This is a genomic window from Pseudomonas sp. Xaverov 83, assembly GCF_019352905.1.
Lineage (GTDB): Bacteria > Pseudomonadota > Gammaproteobacteria > Pseudomonadales > Pseudomonadaceae > Aquipseudomonas > Aquipseudomonas yamanorum.
This window is the reverse complement of the sequence record NZ_JAAAFU010000097.1, coordinates 11,759-28,287: the sequence shown is the minus strand read 5'-3', so window position 1 is coordinate 28,287 and position 16,529 is coordinate 11,759. Positions and strand designations below refer to the sequence as shown.

Below are 16,529 nucleotides of genomic sequence, written 5' to 3'. Positions count from 1 at the left end.
CGTAGGTGCTGGATTTATTCACGTGCCTGGCATTAGGCTCGTACCCCGACGGAACTCAAACAACAAGGAGCCACGATGCCCGCGCTTTCCCTGCAAGACACCACGGCCCCCGAAGGCGTCTGTTATGGCTGCGGCAGCCGCAACCCCCACGGCCTTCACATCAAGAGCCGCTGGGACGCCGACGGTATCCACGTGATCGCCGAGCACCAGCCCGACGCCCAATACTGCGGCTGGCCAGACCTGGTCTACGGCGGCTTGATCGCGATGCTGGTGGACTGTCACTCGAACTGGACCGCCATGGCCTACCACTACCGGGCCGAGCAACGCGAACCCGGCAGCCTGCCGCGTATCGACTGCGTGACCGGCAACCTGGGGATCAAATTCATCAAGCCGACACCGATGGGCGTACCGCTGACCTTGCGCGCGAAAGTCGAAGGTGACGTGGGCCGCAAGAGCCGCGTGGTGTGCGAGGTGTACGCCGATGGCGTGCTGACGGCCATTGGCGATTCGGTCTTCGTGCGGGTCGACACCGGGCAATTGGCAGCCGCCGCCCATGGCCGGGAAGCCTGATACTGGTCTACATTCAGTCCCACTGCTAATCGAGGACGCTACCGATGACTCGTCTGACCGCCAAAGATTTCGCCCCTGAACTGCTGGAGCTTTACGACGGCTACGCCCACGGCAAGATCAACCGCCGGGAATTTCTCGACCGCGCGGCGCTGTTCACCTTTGGCGGGCTGACGGCCTCGGCGCTGCTCGCCGCCCTGAGCCCCAACTACGCGCTGGCCGAGCAGGTGAAATTCACCGACCCGGATATCGTCGCCGACTACATCACCTACCCGTCACCCAAGGGCAACGGCACGGTGCGCGGCTACCTGGTGCGCCCGGCCAAGGCCAGCGGCAAGGTGCCGGCGGTGGTGGTGGTGCATGAGAACCGTGGGCTGAACCCGTATATCGAAGACGTCGCCCGTCGGTTGGCCAAGGCCGGATTCATTGCCCTGGCACCGGATGGCTTGACCTCCGTTGGCGGTTATCCCGGCAACGATGAGAAAGGTGTGGAGCTGCAGCAGAAAGTCGATCCCGAGAAGCTGATGAACGACTTTTTCGCGGCCATCGAATGGTTGATGCACCACGATGCAAGCACTGGCAAGGTGGGGATCACCGGGTTCTGTTATGGCGGCGGCGTGACGAATGCGGCGGCGGTGGCTTATCCGGAGTTGAGTGCGGCGGTGTCGTTTTACGGGCGTCAGCCTGAGGCCAAGGACGTGCCACGGATCAAGGCACCGATCATGTTGCATTACGGTGAGCTGGATACGCGGATCAATGAGGGCTGGCCGGCGTATGAGAAGGCGTTGAAGGCAGCCGGCACGACGTACGAGGCGTTTATCTACAAGGGCGCCAATCACGGTTTTCACAATGATTCGACGCCAAGGTATGACGAGGCGGCGGCGAATCTGGCGTGGGAGCGGACCTTGGGTTGGTTTAAAAAGTATCTGGTCTGAACACACCCTGTCGGGGGGCTGGCACGCCAGCCCCTGCTACTCAGGGCTGCAAACGTCGCACTCTCCAGCCCGTATCACTGCGGTCATACCGCAACCGCTCATGCAGCCGTTCCTGCCCATTCCCCCAAAACTCCAGGGATTCCAGTCGCAACTCAAATACACAATACCCCTCGGGACGCGGCAGCGGGCCTTGAACATCAGCCAGCTCCCTGGCGGCATCGCGCATGGCCTGCACATCTTCCAGCTCTTCACTCTGGCGCGACACCGACGACATCGGATGCGTGGCATACGGGCGCTTGAGCCACGCCTCATCCGCCTTGGCATCCGGCAAGCGCACGGCCTGGCCATTGAGGATGATCTGCTGACTGGTTTCGCGCCAATACAGCACACCCGAAGCCCAGGGGTTGTGGGTCAGTTCACGGCCTTTCTGGCTGCCGGCATGGGTGCTGAACAGCAACCCCGTGTCACTGATCTCACTGATGACCACGATCCGTGTCGAGGGCCGGCCCTGGCTGTCGGCGGTGGCCAGCGCCAGCGCCTTGGGTTCGCGGATGCCCACCCGTCGTGCACGCTCCAGCCAGTTGCGCAGCACGCCCATGGGGTCGGCGGGCAGGGTCTGGTACTCGGGGAACGGGGCATCCAGCGTGCCGGTGAGGGATTCCGACATGCCTTTACCCAACAGCGGTTTGCCTTGTACTGAACTGTTCATAAAACGATGGTCCCCCGTCCGAACGTGACGCCATTCCCCGATACTTCGACGCGTGTCAGTTGATCGGCGCGGCCCTCCGCCCTGGCAAACATCAGTGAAGGGCGGCCGATTTCCACGCCCTGCAAAATCTCCACCTGCTGGCCGAACTCGACCTGGCCATGGCGCGCCAGGTGAATCGCCAGTGGCCCGGCAGCGGAGCCGGTGGCCGCATCCTCGACCACACCATAAGCCGGTGAGAACATCCGGCTGCGCCAGCGCCGTCCCGCGCCGGCAAAACAGTTGATGGCCATGTCGTGGAAGCTGGACAGCGCACGATGGTCTGGGTGCAGGGCCGACAAGGCCTCGATACTCGGCAGACCAACAAACACATGGCGCGGGCCGTTGTGATAGATCTCGATGGGAAAGGTCGATTCACTGATGCCCAAGGCCTTGAGCAATTCGGCGTCGCGGCCCAGGGCCGTCCAGGTCGGTATGGGCTGGTCCATGCTGGCGGCGATCACGCTGCCGTTCTGACGCTCCAGTTCAAAAGCGATGGTGCCCATCTGGGTTTCCAGGTACAGCCGGTGATTATCGGTGTGCGCGCCCAGGGCAATGGCCGTACCCAGTAACGGATGGCCGGCAAAGGGCAGTTCGTTGACCGGGGTGAAAATCCGGATCAGCGCATCACCACCGTTACGTGGCTTGAGCACGAAGGTGGTTTCCGACAGGTTCATCTCTCGGGCGATACGTTGCATTTGCGCGGCCGGCAGATCATCGGCGTCAAAAAACACCGCGACCGGATTGCCTTCCAGCGGGACGCTGGCAAAGGCGTCGATGATGACGTACTTGTGCATGGTTATCTCCCGGCGGCCGAAACGCTGCTGTCGACAGGTGTATGGATGAGCGCGTGCCGCAGCAGGTCGGCGATGATGCGGGGGCCTTCCTGGGTCAGCAGCGACTCGGCATGAAACTGCATGGAGGCAAACGACGGCCCACGCAGGGCATGCACCTCGCCGGTCTCGCTGTCGCGACTGATCTCGACAGTACCGATGCCGTTGATGTCCAGGCGGTCACTTGAACTCTGGGCTGCGAAGGTGTTGTAGAAACCCACCCGCTCGGCGTTGCCGAACAGGTCGATTTGCTTTTGCACGCCCTGGTTGGGTATGGCCTTGCGTTGCAGCTCCAGGCCCAGGCACAGGCTCAACACCTGATGACTCAGGCACACCGCAAGGAACGGCCGCTGCTGGCTGAGCAAGGAGCGGATGGCCACGTGCAAATGGTCGATTTTCGGCAGTTGGACATCGCTCGGGTTGCCAGGGCCAGGGCCCATGATCACCAGGTCGTAGCCGTCGAAACTGTACTCGTCACTGAAGCTGCACACCGTCACCACCAGGCCCAGGGCCCGCAACTGCTTGGCGATCATCGAGGTGAAGGTGTCTTCGGCGTCGACAATCAGCACCCGGCGCCCATTGAAGTCAGCCTGGGTCTGTTGCCGCTGCTGGCTGTCCATCAACCAGAAGTCCGAGACGTAGGCATTGCGGCTGGCCAATGCGGCGCGCACCTGCAGGTGGTTGCCAAAGCGCGAGGGTGCCTGGTTTTTCAGGGCGGCAATCAGGCCGGCGGCCTTGGCCCGGCTTTCAGCAGCTTCGGTCATCGGCTCGGAGTGACGCACGATGGTCGAGCCCACACTGATCCGCACCTGGCCGCGGTTGTCGATGTCGGCGGTGCGAATCAGGATCGCCGAGTCCAGGGAGCGCCCGCCTTTGCCATCGCTGCCGATCAACGCGGCCATGCCGCTGTAGTACGCCCGGCCTTGCGGCTCATAACGCTGGATCACCCGGCAGGCGCTTTCCAGCGGGCTGCCGGTGACGGTCGGGGCGAACAGGGTTTCCCGCAGGATTTCGCGCACATCGCGACGGGTCTTGCCTTCGATGAAGTACTCGGTGTGGGCCAGGTGCGTCATTTCCTTGAGGTAAGGACCGAGGACGTGGCCGCCATCCTCACAAATGCGCGCCATCATTTTCAGCTCTTCGTCGACCACCATGTACAGCTCATCGGCCTCCTTGCGGTCGGCCAGGAAGTCCATGACTTCCGTCAGGCTCGGGCCGGCAGGCGGGTAGCGGTAAGTGCCACTGATGGGGTTCATCACCGCCAGCCCATCCTTGACACTGATGTGGCGCTCGGGAGATGCCCCCACAAAGGTGCGGCTGCCGGTGTGGATGATAAACGTCCAATAGACCCCTTTCTCCCGCACCAGCAGATGACGAAAGAACGACAGCGCACTGGCCGGGCCGTACTCGCTGATCTCCGCCAGAAAGGTGCGTTTGATCACGAAGTTGGCGCCCTCCCCTGAGCCGATTTCATTGGCGATCACCTGGCTGACGATCTCGGCATAGCTTGCGTCGCTGAGGTCGAAGCGTTCGCTGTTCAACTGGATCGGCACGTTGGGCAGCAACTCCAGCAACTGTTCGATGCCGATGGATTGCTGCTCGGTAATGTTCATCGCCAGCAGCGGTGACTGATCGTCCACCGCCTCGAAGCCGCGTTCGGCAATCTGGCGGTAGGGAATCAGCGTCAGTACATCCAGGCGAGGAGCGCCGATCGAGGGCACAGGCAAGTCGATATCGGCCAGGACCTGTGGCTCCGACATCTCGCCAATCAGCACATCCAGCAGCCCGGGGCCGCTGGATTCCGGACGATACAACAGGGCAAACGGCTCGGGCGCCGGTTGCAGGATGCGCTCCATGAGGCGGGCGGCGGCTTGGCTCATAGCACCACCTCGTCGGTGGTGATGACCATGGCACAGCGGCTGGCGGCGTATTCGATGGCCATCCAGTGGTGCTCCTTGCTGAAGTCGGCGATTGCGTCGGCAACGAGGAAGGGCTGGATGTCGTTGGAGTAGGCATCCACCGTGGAAATCAGTACACCGACATGGGCATACACCCCACACAGGATCAACTGGTCGCGCTCGGTGGCGCGCATGCGTTCCAGCAGGTCGGAGTGGAAAAACGCACTGTAGCGCCACTTGGTCAGCAACCAGTCACCGGGCTTGGGCGTCAGGGCGTCGACCACCTCGCGGTCGGTGGGGCTGGCCTTCATGCCGGGGCCCCAGAAGTCTTTGAGCAACCCGCGCTGCTCCTCGCTCATGCTGCCGGGCTGGGCGGTGTAGGCCACCGGCACGCCGTGGTCGACAGCCCACTGACGAATGCGCGCGGAATTACCCACGACGGCTTCACGCAAGGCATCCGGCAAAGGCCGCAGGAAGTAGCGCTGCATGTCATGCACCAACAGCACGGCGCGCTCGGGGTCGATGCGCCATTGCGCGAGGTTGACGGGCAGGTCGCGGGAAGTAGGCAGGGCGTAAGGGACAATCGATGGAATGCCGGTCATGGCGACAAACTCCAGTCAAAGGGAAGCATGGGTGGAGGAAGGCAGGTTTTTCCAGGCCATCACCGCAGTAATGGCTTGCCAGGGGTTCAGGCGTGGGTCGCACAGGCTTTTGTAGTGGCTGGCAACCTGACTCAGGCCGGCGGCATCGGAGGCGCACTCGCTGACGTCATCGGGGGTGGTTTCCAGGTGCAGGCCGGCAGCCACGCCACCGGCCGAGGTCACGGCATGCTTGAAGGCGGTGATTTCCTCGGTGATGGTCTGCACCATGCGGGTCTTGTTGCCGCAGGGCGCGACGATGGTGTTGCCGTGCATCGGGTCGCTGAGCCAGATGATCTTGTGGCCAGCCAGGCGCACCGCTTCAACCAGCGGCGGCAGGCGATCGGCGACCTTGTGGGCGCCCATGCGGGCAATCAGGGTCAGCCGACCGGGTTCGCGCCTGGGGTCCAGGCGTTCGCACAGGCTCAGTATCTGGTCGTGGGTGATGTCCGGGCCGACCTTGCAGGCCACCGGGTTGAGCACTTCGCTGAGCAGGGCCACGTGAGCGCCGGTCAACTGACGGGTACGCTCGCCGATCCACGGCCAGTGGGTTGAACCGAGAAATACCCGGCCCTGTTCGTCCTGGCGCACTTGCGGCAATTCGTAGTCGAGCACCAGCATCTCATGGCTGGTCCAGGCGGGAGAGCCGCTGAGCTGTTCCTTGCCGGCCGGTTCTTTCCAGCCCAGGTGTTGCATGATGTCCTGCGCGGCGCGATAGCCGCGAACCAGGCGTTGCGCATCATGCTGGCGATGGCCGCAGACCGCCTCGCGGCCGTTGACCATGTCACCGCGATACACCGGCAACTCGACATCGCCGATGCGTTCGCTGTTGTTGGAACGCGGCTTGGCAAACTGCCCGGCAATCCGCCCTACCCGCACCACCGGTTGCTGGGTCACCAGCCGGAACGCTCCGGCGAGGATGTCCAGCACCGCAGCTTTGCGGGCTACATGGCCGGCAGCGCTTTCATCCATGTCCTCAGCGCAGTCACCGGACTGGATGATCATCGCTTCGCCGGCCGCGACCCTGGCCAAGGTGGCACGCAAGACCAGGATGTCTTCGACGCGAATCAGTGACGCGCTGTCCCTGAGGTAGGCCTGCGCGTCATGCAATTGTGAGGGTTCGCTCCATTGAGGCTGCTGGAACGCTTCACAACTTAGAACCCGTTTCAGTAAGTCTTCCATGATGCGATCACTCTCCCAAAGGATTACGTAGGAATGCCTTCACGCTTGATCTGCGGTACTGGAATGCCCAGGGCGCGCAGTTGTTGAAAGACGTTCATGAACTCGCGATTGCGTTTTACCTTGCCGTCTTCCAGCTCGAAAGAATGCAGGAAGTGGTTCTCGTAATACCCTTCCGGGTAACCCGGAAAGAGGATCTTGCCGTGACCATCGCACTCGACCCAAATATGGTTGGGGTCATCGGTTTCAAATACTTTGACGTTGTACCACTCCCAATCCGGGAAGCACTTGAGTGACCAAACAGCATGTTCGGCCAACTTGGCTTTGCCACTGATGACAATGGGCGCGCCGGTATCCGTGGTCCATAAACCACCCGAGCCGTCTTCGGTAAACAACTCATGGCGGCGCAGGCGGTCCTGACCTTTGGTACGCATGTATTGCTCGACCGTGGCGCGGTTCTTGCGGCGAAGTTCAGTGGTGTCACTTGCGGTTAGTTGTCGCACGGCATTAGTAGGCATGTTCACTCTCCAATGTTCAGGGGCTTATGAGGCGGGAATACCTTCACGTTTGATTTTTGGCACGGGAATGCCCAGGCCGCGAAGTTGCTCGAAGGGGTTCATGAACTCACGGTTCTGCGTGATCTTGCCGTTGTCCAGTTCGAAGGAATGGATGTAATGGTTTTCGCAATAACCTTCCGGATAACCGGGCACCCGGGTTTTGCCACGGCCGTCGCTTTCCACCCAGAAGTGGTTGGGGTTGTCGGTTTCAAACACCCGGACGTTATGAAACTGCCAGTCTGGAAAGCACTTTTCCAGCCATACCCCAAGGGCGGCGAGTTTGGCATGGCCCTTGAATACAAGGGGTTCGCCGGTTTCTGTGTTCCAGGAGCCGCCACTGCCATTGGGAGTGAACAACTCATGACGCCGCAGGCGATCTTTGCCATGGGTTCGCATGTACTGCTCGACGGTGGCCCGATTTTTTCGGCGAAGTTCAAGCTGATCATTAAAGCCACTAGCGGAAAGCGAAGTAGGCATGGGCAGCGTTCTCCTTAGTTGAATTGATTTTTTGGAAATCAAGTAAATATTTAGTTAATTGCGTACGACGGCATTTACAGATTTTAACTTTTGCGCCTTCGTGGTTGTGCTGCGGGGTGTTGTTTATACACCTGCTTTTCTTGAGGTTGGAACTACCAGATCTTGTAGGGATCGGGTAAAAGTAAACGGACTAAGATTCGTCTGATGGACTGTTGCATTATTATGAATCGCAAGGCGCATTCGTCGACCGAGCGTCGGCAATGGCCAACCGGCATCGTCAGGCTATCAATGGCCTATGGCTAGTTAGTTGAGTTAGACATAAGAAATCTAGTGCTAGTGCGAAGGCGTCTATGACCGCGCAGTTTTGTGTGTTGACATGAGTTCAGGTTGGTCTAGTCTCACGACTCGTTTCCAACTTTTAAGGTGTTCAAAATGGAATTAGGACAGCTGTTGGGATGGGATGCGTATTTTTACAGTATCTTTGCGCAAACCATGAATATGCAGGAATTTACTGCTGTCGCGTTGCAGGCTTTACGTGAACTACGGTTTGATTTTTTTGCCTATGGCATGTGCAGCGCGACGCCGTTCATGCGCCCCAAGACCTATATGTACAGCAATTATCCCGAGGACTGGATACGGCGATATCAGGCAGCCAACTACGCGACGATCGACCCCACGGTGAAACACAGCAAAGTCTCGTCGGCCCCCATTTTGTGGAGCAATGAGCTATTCCGGAGTTGCCCGCACCTGTGGTCTGAAGCCAACGACTCGAATCTCTGCCACGGCCTGGCACAACCTTCATTCAGCACCCAGGGGCGCGTCGGGGTGTTGAGCCTGGCACGCAAGGACAACGTCATCAGCCTTCAAGAGTTCGAAGCATTGAAGCCAGTGACCAAAGCGTTTGCCGCCGCAGCCCACGAGAAAATCTCCGAGCTGGAGAGTGACGTTCGTGTGTTCAACACGGATGTGGAATTCAGTGGGCGGGAGTGTGATGTGCTGCGCTGGACCGCAGACGGCAAGACCTCGGAGGAAATTGGCGTGATCATGGGCGTGTGCACCGACACCGTGAATTACCATCACCGCAACATCCAGCGCAAAATCGGCGCCAGCAACCGCGTGCAAGCCGTGTCTTACGCCGTTGCGCTGGGCTATATCTGAGGTTCGTCGATAATCGCCGAGTCGATCAAACGGACGACTCGGCGTGTTTCAAGCGGTCTGTTTCAATAATGCGCCGGACATGAAGGCTGACGGTGGGCAAGCACCGCGGTGGTGTTCACGGTGAGCCGAGAGTTTGATGGCGAGGATTTTTTCGTCTTCGTGCATGGTGACCGGCCCCAGTCGTTCGTAGTTGACCCCGTTGATTTTGTAATAGCGCTCCATCGTGCTGTTGACGATTCCGACGATGGCATCGGCGCCCGCCAGGCTGGCGATCTTGAGGCTTTTCCAGAACAACGGCATGGCCAATTGCGGTTCGCGGGTGGTGAAGCGTGTCATTTCCCAGATGGCCGGATGCTTGGGCGGTGTCCCTGCGCAGGTATGGCTGAAAACGCCCTCCAGCAGGTTGGGGAGTGTGGTGGGTATCAGGCGGGCGCAGCCGATGATTGCGCAGTGCTCGTTGAACGCCAGCACGTAGCGGGCGTGCTCGGTATCGTATTGATCCCATTCACAACCGGCCTGGTGCGGATGGACAGGCAGTCGCCATCCGAGTTTCTCGACGAATTGTTCGTGCCGAAAGCGGCCTAGCATGAGTTTAAGTTCGTCGCTCATTTCGCTCAGCGTGTGCTCTTCCATGTGCATGGCTGGGAGTTCCTTGGGGCTGGGGGAAGTGCGGCTTTTTATAGAGGACTTGGTCAGCCTTGGCACCTACAAGATCTTGTAGGGTGAGTTGGCATGACCTTCGCCGCTCAACGCCCGCCCGCTGATCAGCGTCTGGCCTGTTCCAGCGCGTACTGCCGGCAGTGGTTGAGATACCCTTCCTCATGGTTCCCCACCAACTGCACCACACTGGTCCATAACCACGACGGCGCATCCAGCTGCTTCGACCGGTTCTCCTGCAACACCGCCATCCAGTCCTTGCGCGTATCCCGGTCCATCTGCCGTGCATGCGCCACGCCGACCACCCGCGCCAGGTACCCGGCCGCGTGCATTGCATCAATCTCGCTCAACTCATCCAGTTCCAGCTTCATGTCCTGGGGCAACAACTCGCGGATAAAAAAACCGTGATCCAGAAACCGCGTCGCCAGCATCCGTTCCCCCAACGACGGTGACAGGTGCCTGGCGCCCTCCACCACTCGCCGGCCATTATCCCGGGGCATCTTCGCCCGTGCCGCCCGCGGCGCTGCAGCCCCTACCGCTTCCTTGATATCGAGCAGGCAGTATTCCTGATCGTCCTGGTCCCCTACCCCCAACAACACCGCATACCGCAACAACCCAAGGGAGCTGCAACCCTTGACCCAGTACGCCGAGTCCAGCAGCTCAACCTCGTCATCGTTGGATCGGCCTTTGAGCGAAGTCACCAACCGGTGGATTTCATCCGAAGCGCACAACGTCTCAAGCGCTGACTTTTCCGCCCGGGACAACGACCAGAAATGCTTGCCCAACGGAATCGTCGGCCGGGTGTTTTCGATACGTTCGCGGGCCAGGTTCTTCCAGGTGCGCTCCACCGCACTGCGCATCCCGGCCTTGACCTGGGACGGACGCGGCGGTGCCTCGTCGGGCTTGTCCTTAAACGCCTGCGCGTAGCCCACCATCATCTCCTCAAGCATGCGGGCGGTGGTCACCCCCGGCAGGTCCGAACCCCGGGCAGCGGTGGCCAGGGACAGCGCCAGGCGCACCAGGTCATGGGCCGGGTTGCCGATCACTGCCTGGTCAAGGTCGCGGATATGCATGTCGATCCGGCCCTTGGTATCGCCCGTGGGCCCGAGGTTGCCGGCGTGGCAGTCGCCGCAGATCCAGATCGCCGGCCCGTGGGGCAAGCGCCGCCCGCGCTGGCTGTGCAGCCACTCATAAAACTGAACCGTACTGCCCCGCACATAAGCGTGGGCGGAGCGCGCCATCTTCAGGTTGCGCAGTTGCGTGAGGTGGGGCATTCGCGAAGAGGGACGCGGAATTTTCATAGAGGTACTCGTCGTGGAGATACGGTAGAGGCTGGCCCGCGACAAATGTTTCATTTTGTTTCAGCGGATTTTATTAATAAGCCACACCAATCAATCCCACTGCAATCGGTCTTTCTATTCCTCCCGTCCCCAGAGCTAGCATCGGGTCAACTCGATGCAGCGAGTCACAACCCTAACTGCACACATCCCCAAACACTGCCGCCCTAACAAAAGAGATAAAGCAGATGAATGAAGTGATGAACACCGCACCCGCCAAGATCAACCTGGTCAAGGCCAGAGGTTCGCTGGTATGGGACGATCAGGGCAAGGAATACATCGACTGTACCGCCCAGGCCTGGTCAAACAACCTGGGGGCCAATGACCCTCGGGTGGTGGAAGCCGCCGTCGCACAATTGCGCGAAATGACCCACATCCGCCCCAATTTTGGTTCACCGGCCCACACCCGGCTGGTGAAGAAGCTGCGGGAAGTCTCCCCGGGTTCCCTCAACCAAATGGGCTTCGCCCTGCATGGCAGCCTCGCCGGTGAAATGGCGATGAAACTGGCCTTCAAGAACCGCCCCGGCGCGCAAAACCTGCTGGTGCTGCAAGACGGCTACCATGGCCGCTCCCTGGCCACCCTCGGTGCCAGTTGGCCGCATCCGAACAACCCGTTCCTGGCAATTCAACCGCGCTTCACTCGCGTGCCGCATCCCAACCCGTACCGCACGCGCCTGGGCATGGATCCGGAAACCGAGTCGCAGCTGTGCCTCGGCCTGCTGGAAGAAACCATCCTCAAAGGCGTCGACGGTGGCGTGGCGGCGGTGATGATGGAACCGATCCAGGGCAACGGCGGGCACATCGAATTTCCCCGTTCCTACTACAAGGGCGTACGCGAGATCTGCGACCGCCTCGGCGTGTTGCTGATTTTTGATGAAGTGCAAACCGGTTTCGGGCGCATGGGCACTATGTTCGCTGCGGACTATTACGACGTGCTGCCGGACATCATCGTGTTCGGCAAAGGCGTCGGCGGCGGCTTCCCCTTGGCCGGGATCCTGGCCGACGACAAGCTCAAATGGTTCGACGAAGGTGAAGAAGCCCTGACCTTCGGCCACTTCCCGGTCTCGCTGGCTGCCGGCTACGCCGCAGTGGAAGCCATCGTCGCCGACAACCTCTGCGAAAAAGCCCGGGACTCCGGCGACTACATCACCGCCCGCCTCAAGGAAATGCAAACCCGCCACCCGCTGATCGGCGACGTGCGCTGCCCCGGACTGATGGCGTCCATCGAACTGGTCAAGGACCGCACCACTAAGGAACCGGCCTGCCGGGAATCCCAGGAGGTGTATCGCCTTGGGGTGGAGCGCGGCGTATTGTTTGGCGAAAGCCGTTATGCCGGTTTGGGCAACCTGATCAAGGTCAAGCCTGCGCTGGATATCGAACGCCCGTTGCTGGCCAAGGCCCTCGACGTGCTGGACGAGGTGATCGGCATCATCGAGGAGCAACGGCCATGAGCACATTCGTTGAAAACACCGTGACCGCCCCGCCGAATGCCCAGGCCCCGCTGTCCAGCGACGACGCCGACCTCGCCAGCCTCGGCTACGAGCAAAAAATGCACCGCACCATGAGCTCGTTCACCTCGTTTGCCCTGGCCTTTTCCATGGTCTCAATCAACACCGGCGTGGTCACGCTGTTCGCCGACCCGTTCAACCGCGTCGGGGGCATCGGCATCCTCCTGTGGCTGTTGGTGATCCCGCTGGTGTGCTGCATCGTCATGGTCTACTGCCACCTGGCCGGGCGCATTCCGCTCACCGGCTACGCCTACCAATGGTCCAGCCGGTTGGCGGGCAATCACTTCGGCTGGTTTACCGGCTGGGTGGCGTTCACCTCGTTTGTCGCCGGTACAGCCGCCACCTCGGCGGCCATCGGTACGGTGTTCGCACCGGAGATCTGGGCCAACCCGACACAGGGTCAGATCCAGGGCCTGAGCATCGGCGCCACGCTGGTGGTGGGCTTGCTGAATATCTGCGGGATTCGCCTGGCAACCCGGATCAACGACATCGGCGCGATCATCGAAATCATCGGCACGGTACTGCTGGCGATTGCGTTGTTCTTCGGGGTGTTTTTCTTCTTTGAGCACACCCAGGGCGTGGCGATCCTGACCTCCGCGCAACCAGTGAGCGGCGGCACGCTCAGCTTCACCACCATCGCCCTCGCCACCTTGCTGCCGGTCTCGGTGCTGCTGGGTTGGGAAGGCGCCGCCGACCTGTCCGAGGAAACCAAGGACCCACGCCGCGCCGCGCCCCGGGCGATGATTCGTGCGGTGCTGGTGTCCAGCGTATTGGGCTTCGTGGTGTTCGCCTTGCTGAGCATCGCGATCCCGGGCTCGGTCAGCGAACTGCTCAGCCACAGCGAAAACCCGGTGATCAATATCGTGCGCCTGCAACTGGGCAATGCCGCCGGCGTGGGCATGATCGTGATCGCTTTCGCCTCGATCCTCGCCTGCCTGATCGCCAACATGGCGGTGGCCACGCGCATGACCTTCGCCCTGTCCCGGGACAACATGCTGCCGGGCTCCAAGGTGCTGGCGAAGATCAACCCGCACTTCGGCACGCCGGTCGCCGCCATCGTGCTGATCACCGCCATCGCCGTGCTGCTGAACCTGGCGAGTGGCGGGTTTGTCACGGCGATCTACTCGATGGTCGGCCTGACCTACTACTGCACTTACCTGCTGACGCTGATTGCCGCGTACCTGGCCTATAAAAACGGCCGGATGCCGGGGGCGCCTGCGGGCGTGTTCAGCCTGGGCCGCTGGTTGCTGCCGATGATTATCCTCGGCGGCCTGTGGGCCATCGCGGTGATCCTGACCCTGAGCGTGCCGGAAGAAAGCCACACTGGCGCTATCACTACCGGGGTTACACTCGGCGTGGGCGTGTTGTGGTGGTTGTTTTCACTGCGCACGCGCCTTAACAATGGCACCGCCGGGCCGAGCGGCAAATTGCTCGACCACTAGCCGCTGATTGCAGCCAAAAGACAAAACCCCGAACACCGGGGTTTTGTCTTGTCACCTCCAAGGAGCTTCCCGATGTTTGAACAGGCCAGCTGGCTCAATCAACCCCAGCATTGGCGCCGAGAAGGCGAGCGACTCAAGGTCCGCACCGATGCCAGTACCGATTTCTGGCGTGAAACCCACTATGGTTTTGTACGCGACAACGGGCATTTCCTGTTTGTTGAAACCGACGGCGACTTTACCGCCCAAGTCAAAATCCACAGTGAGTTTACCCACCTGTATGACCAGGCCGGGTTGATGGTGCGGGTGGATGAAGCGCATTGGGTGAAGATCGGTGCGGAACTGTCCGACGGTGTGACGCTGTTGAGCAGCGTATTGACTGATGGCGTGTCGGACTGGGCCACCGGGGTGTTCCCAGGGAATCCCGAAGCGTTCTGGATTCGCGTCACGGTGGCCAAGGGCGTGTTGCGTGTGCAGGTGTCGGTGGATGGCGTGAGCTGGCCGTTAGTGCGCCTGGCGCCGTTCCCCGTGGCTGCGTCGTATCAGGTGGGGCCCTATTGCTGCACGCCGGAACGTGGCGGGCTGGAGGTGGAGTTTTCCGAACTGCAGGTGGGTGCACCCAACGGCAAATCCCTGCATGACCTGTCCTGACTAACGCCGGCTGCTCGCCACTTCCATCGCCAACTCGGCAAAGTTGCGCGCCGCCACACTCGGTTGCGGCGGCAACGCCACTGCCACTTCACACATCGGCATATCGCTGATCACCGGGAACGCCAGGCCGGGCCTCGCATAAAAACGTGCAGTGGACAGCGCGGTGATACTGATCCCTCGCTCCGACGCCACCGCCTGCAACTCGGTCTCCACCGTCGAAGCTTCATGGACGATCCGCGCCGGCTGGCCATTGCGGTACGCGTCGGCGGTCCAGAAACTGCGCCACACACCCACCCCCGGCGCGGCAATAATCGGCTCTTCCAACACGTCGTAGATGCTTACGCTGCTCTCCCCGGCCAGCCGATGACTGGACGCCAGGCACGCCACGCAGGGTTCGGTCACCAGGGTGTGCAACTCGATGTCGGCCAGGCCCAGTGGCGGGCGCAGCACCGAGACATCCATGCCCTCGTCGATCCCGGCATGGGGCGAACCGAAGTCATACTCGCGCACCACCAATTCGATCTCCGGGTAGCGCTTGGCGAACACACTGAGGATCTGTGGCATCAGGTCCACACCGGCGCCGATCAGGAAACCAATATTCAAGGAACCGCGCACCCCGCGCGCATGTTCCTGGGCGGTGCGTACCAGGCGGCTTACGCCATTGACGATATCCCGCGCTTCTACCAGCAAGGCCAGGCCCGCCTCGGTCAATGCCACGTTGCGGGTGTTGCGTTGGAACAGTTGTACGTCCAGCAGCGCCTCAAACTGGCGGATAGTCTGGGACAGCGCCGGTTGCGAGACATGCAGGCGGGTCGCGGCACGCACGAAGCTGAGTTCCTCGGCCACCACCACGAAGGCCTTGAGTTGACGGATGTCCACGCCGGAAGTTTGCATTGCAGCCTCTTATGATCAGTGGGCAGACCGAGTGGGAGAATAACCTGTGGCGAGGGACTAGTTCATGGCGATCTCAAGCAACCACGCCTTGAACGCCAGCATTGCCGGTGTCTCGGCCCGGGACTGCAAGCGCGTCAGCCAATAACTGCCGGTGGTGATGCCCACCTCGAACGGCTGCCGGATCACATCCGTCGCCAACTGCCGGCTGAACATCATCGCCGGGGCCAGCGCCACCCCCGCCCCTTGCAGCGCTGCCTCCATCATCGCCAGGGACGAGTCGAAAACGATACTGCGCGGCACCAGCGTGTCAGCCGGCAACCCGGCGGCCTGGAACCACTGCGTCCACTCATCCGCGCGGTAGGACCGCAGCAACGTGTGCTTCAACAGGTCCGCCGGGGTCTGCAATTGCCGGGCGAGTTGCGGCACACACAGTACCGTCAGCGGCGCCTCCAGCAATTGGCACGCCTCGGTGCCGTGCCATGCACCTGCACCAAAGCGAATCGCGTAATCCAGGCCTTCGGCCGCCACATCGACGCGGTTGTTGTTGGTGGACAGGCGCAGGTCGATAAACGGGTAGCGCGCCTGGAAATCCGCAAGCCGCGGCAACAGCCAGCCCACCGCAAAGGTGCCCACCGCGCCCACCGTCAAGACTTCGCGGTAATGCCCGCCTTCAAACTGGCCTAAGGTTTGAGCGATGCGGTCGAAGGATTCCCGCAGCACCGGCAGCAAGGTCTCGCCCTCGCTGGTGAGCATCAGGCCCCGAGGCAGGCGTTTGAACAGCGTGATATTGAGCTGAGCCTCCAGGCTTTTCACCTGGTGACTGACCGCCGCCTGGGTGACGCACAACTCAATCGCCGCCCGGGTAAAACTCAAATGCCGTGCGGAAGCCTCGAAGGCCCGCAGTGCGTTGAGAGGCAAATGGGAACGGAGCATGGCTTGACCCTAATTTTTCTAATGGCTGTTGCGAGATATCATCGTTTGCCGCCGGATCACAAACTGCCTAAATTTGCGGCGCCTGCGCAGGCAACGGTATTCACCCGATCACCTTCATGGAAG

17 protein-coding genes are annotated in these 16,529 nt (G+C 61.1%); 6 read left to right on the top strand and 11 right to left on the bottom strand.

Annotated features, from left to right (window positions below; all coding sequences use genetic code 11):
- The first annotated feature begins 75 nt into the window (after positions 1–75).
- Positions 76–570 (top strand): PaaI family thioesterase, encoded by a 495-nt coding sequence (locus tag K0H47_RS30245; RefSeq protein WP_063029646.1) that lies wholly within the window; start codon positions 76–78, stop codon positions 568–570.
- 44 nt (positions 571–614) lie between these two features.
- Positions 615–1,502, top strand: a complete 888-nt coding sequence (gene yghX, locus K0H47_RS30240; RefSeq protein ID WP_201142006.1) for a YghX family hydrolase — start codon at positions 615–617, stop codon at positions 1,500–1,502.
- 40 nt (positions 1,503–1,542) lie between these two features.
- On the opposite strand, the gene phzG is transcribed toward yghX, so the two are convergent.
- Genes phzG through K0H47_RS30205 form a run of 7 tightly spaced genes read right to left on the bottom strand, consistent with a single transcriptional unit; the run spans position 1,543 to position 7,829 of the window.
- The gene (gene phzG / locus K0H47_RS30235) at positions 1,543–2,211 is read right to left on the bottom strand and encodes a phenazine biosynthesis FMN-dependent oxidase PhzG (RefSeq protein WP_063029642.1); all 669 of its coding nucleotides are present in this window, start codon (positions 2,209–2,211) and stop codon (positions 1,543–1,545) included.
- On the bottom strand, positions 2,208–3,044 hold the full coding sequence (locus K0H47_RS30230; protein WP_063029640.1) for a PhzF family phenazine biosynthesis protein: 837 nt from the start codon (positions 3,042–3,044) through the stop codon (positions 2,208–2,210). The genes phzG and K0H47_RS30230 overlap by 4 nt, the downstream gene beginning before the upstream one ends.
- A 2-nt stretch (positions 3,045–3,046) precedes the next feature.
- Positions 3,047–4,936, bottom strand: a complete 1,890-nt coding sequence (locus K0H47_RS30225) for an anthranilate synthase family protein (protein ID WP_374106801.1) — start codon at positions 4,934–4,936, stop codon at positions 3,047–3,049.
- Between the two features lie 20 nt (positions 4,937–4,956).
- Complete coding sequence (locus K0H47_RS30220) at positions 4,957–5,580, bottom strand: isochorismatase family protein (RefSeq protein WP_093209460.1); 624 nt, start codon at positions 5,578–5,580, stop codon at positions 4,957–4,959.
- A gap of 15 nt (positions 5,581–5,595) precedes the next feature.
- Positions 5,596–6,798 (bottom strand): 3-deoxy-7-phosphoheptulonate synthase, encoded by a 1,203-nt coding sequence (locus tag K0H47_RS30215; protein ID WP_063029634.1) that lies wholly within the window; start codon positions 6,796–6,798, stop codon positions 5,596–5,598.
- 23 nt (positions 6,799–6,821) lie between these two features.
- Positions 6,822–7,313: a PhzA/PhzB family protein gene (locus K0H47_RS30210; RefSeq protein WP_063029632.1), complete on the bottom strand. Its 492-nt coding sequence runs from the start codon at positions 7,311–7,313 to the stop codon at positions 6,822–6,824.
- Between the two features lie 24 nt (positions 7,314–7,337).
- Entirely contained in the window at positions 7,338–7,829 is a 492-nt protein-coding gene (locus tag K0H47_RS30205; RefSeq protein ID WP_063029630.1) for a PhzA/PhzB family protein, read from the bottom strand.
- Between the two features lie 432 nt (positions 7,830–8,261).
- Here K0H47_RS30205 and K0H47_RS30200 point away from each other — a divergent pair, with 432 nt between their 5' ends.
- Complete coding sequence (locus K0H47_RS30200) at positions 8,262–8,987, top strand: autoinducer binding domain-containing protein (RefSeq protein ID WP_063029628.1); 726 nt, start codon at positions 8,262–8,264, stop codon at positions 8,985–8,987.
- Between the two features lie 48 nt (positions 8,988–9,035).
- On the opposite strand, the gene K0H47_RS30195 is transcribed toward K0H47_RS30200, so the two are convergent.
- Both K0H47_RS30195 and K0H47_RS30190 read right to left on the bottom strand, forming a co-directional pair.
- Positions 9,036–9,626, bottom strand: coding sequence for an acyl-homoserine-lactone synthase (locus K0H47_RS30195; protein ID WP_063029626.1), 591 nt, complete (start codon positions 9,624–9,626; stop codon positions 9,036–9,038).
- A 125-nt stretch (positions 9,627–9,751) separates the two neighbouring features.
- Positions 9,752–10,945, bottom strand: a complete 1,194-nt coding sequence (locus tag K0H47_RS30190) for a DUF2252 family protein (RefSeq protein WP_219274139.1) — start codon at positions 10,943–10,945, stop codon at positions 9,752–9,754.
- A 224-nt stretch (positions 10,946–11,169) separates the two neighbouring features.
- On the opposite strand from K0H47_RS30190, the gene K0H47_RS30185 reads away from it, so the two are divergent.
- From K0H47_RS30185 to K0H47_RS30175, 3 genes are all read left to right on the top strand, one after another.
- Entirely contained in the window at positions 11,170–12,432 is a 1,263-nt protein-coding gene (locus K0H47_RS30185; RefSeq protein WP_177071525.1) for an aspartate aminotransferase family protein, read from the top strand.
- Positions 12,429–13,931 carry an APC family permease gene (locus K0H47_RS30180; protein ID WP_063029619.1) on the top strand — a complete coding sequence of 501 codons (1,503 nt, stop codon included), beginning with the start codon at positions 12,429–12,431 and terminating at the stop codon, positions 13,929–13,931. The genes K0H47_RS30185 and K0H47_RS30180 overlap by 4 nt, the downstream gene beginning before the upstream one ends.
- 72 nt (positions 13,932–14,003) lie before the next feature.
- A complete protein-coding gene (locus K0H47_RS30175; RefSeq protein WP_093209449.1) occupies positions 14,004–14,579 on the top strand; it encodes a DUF1349 domain-containing protein in 576 nt (191 codons plus the stop codon).
- Here K0H47_RS30175 and K0H47_RS30170 read toward each other — a convergent pair whose 3' ends face one another.
- Together K0H47_RS30170 and K0H47_RS30165 are read right to left on the bottom strand one after the other, a co-directional pair.
- Entirely contained in the window at positions 14,580–15,473 is an 894-nt protein-coding gene (locus K0H47_RS30170; protein WP_063029615.1) for a LysR family transcriptional regulator, read from the bottom strand.
- Between the two features lie 57 nt (positions 15,474–15,530).
- The gene (locus K0H47_RS30165) at positions 15,531–16,406 is read right to left on the bottom strand and encodes a LysR family transcriptional regulator (RefSeq protein WP_093209446.1); all 876 of its coding nucleotides are present in this window, start codon (positions 16,404–16,406) and stop codon (positions 15,531–15,533) included.
- Between the last annotated feature and the right edge of the window lie 123 nt (positions 16,407–16,529).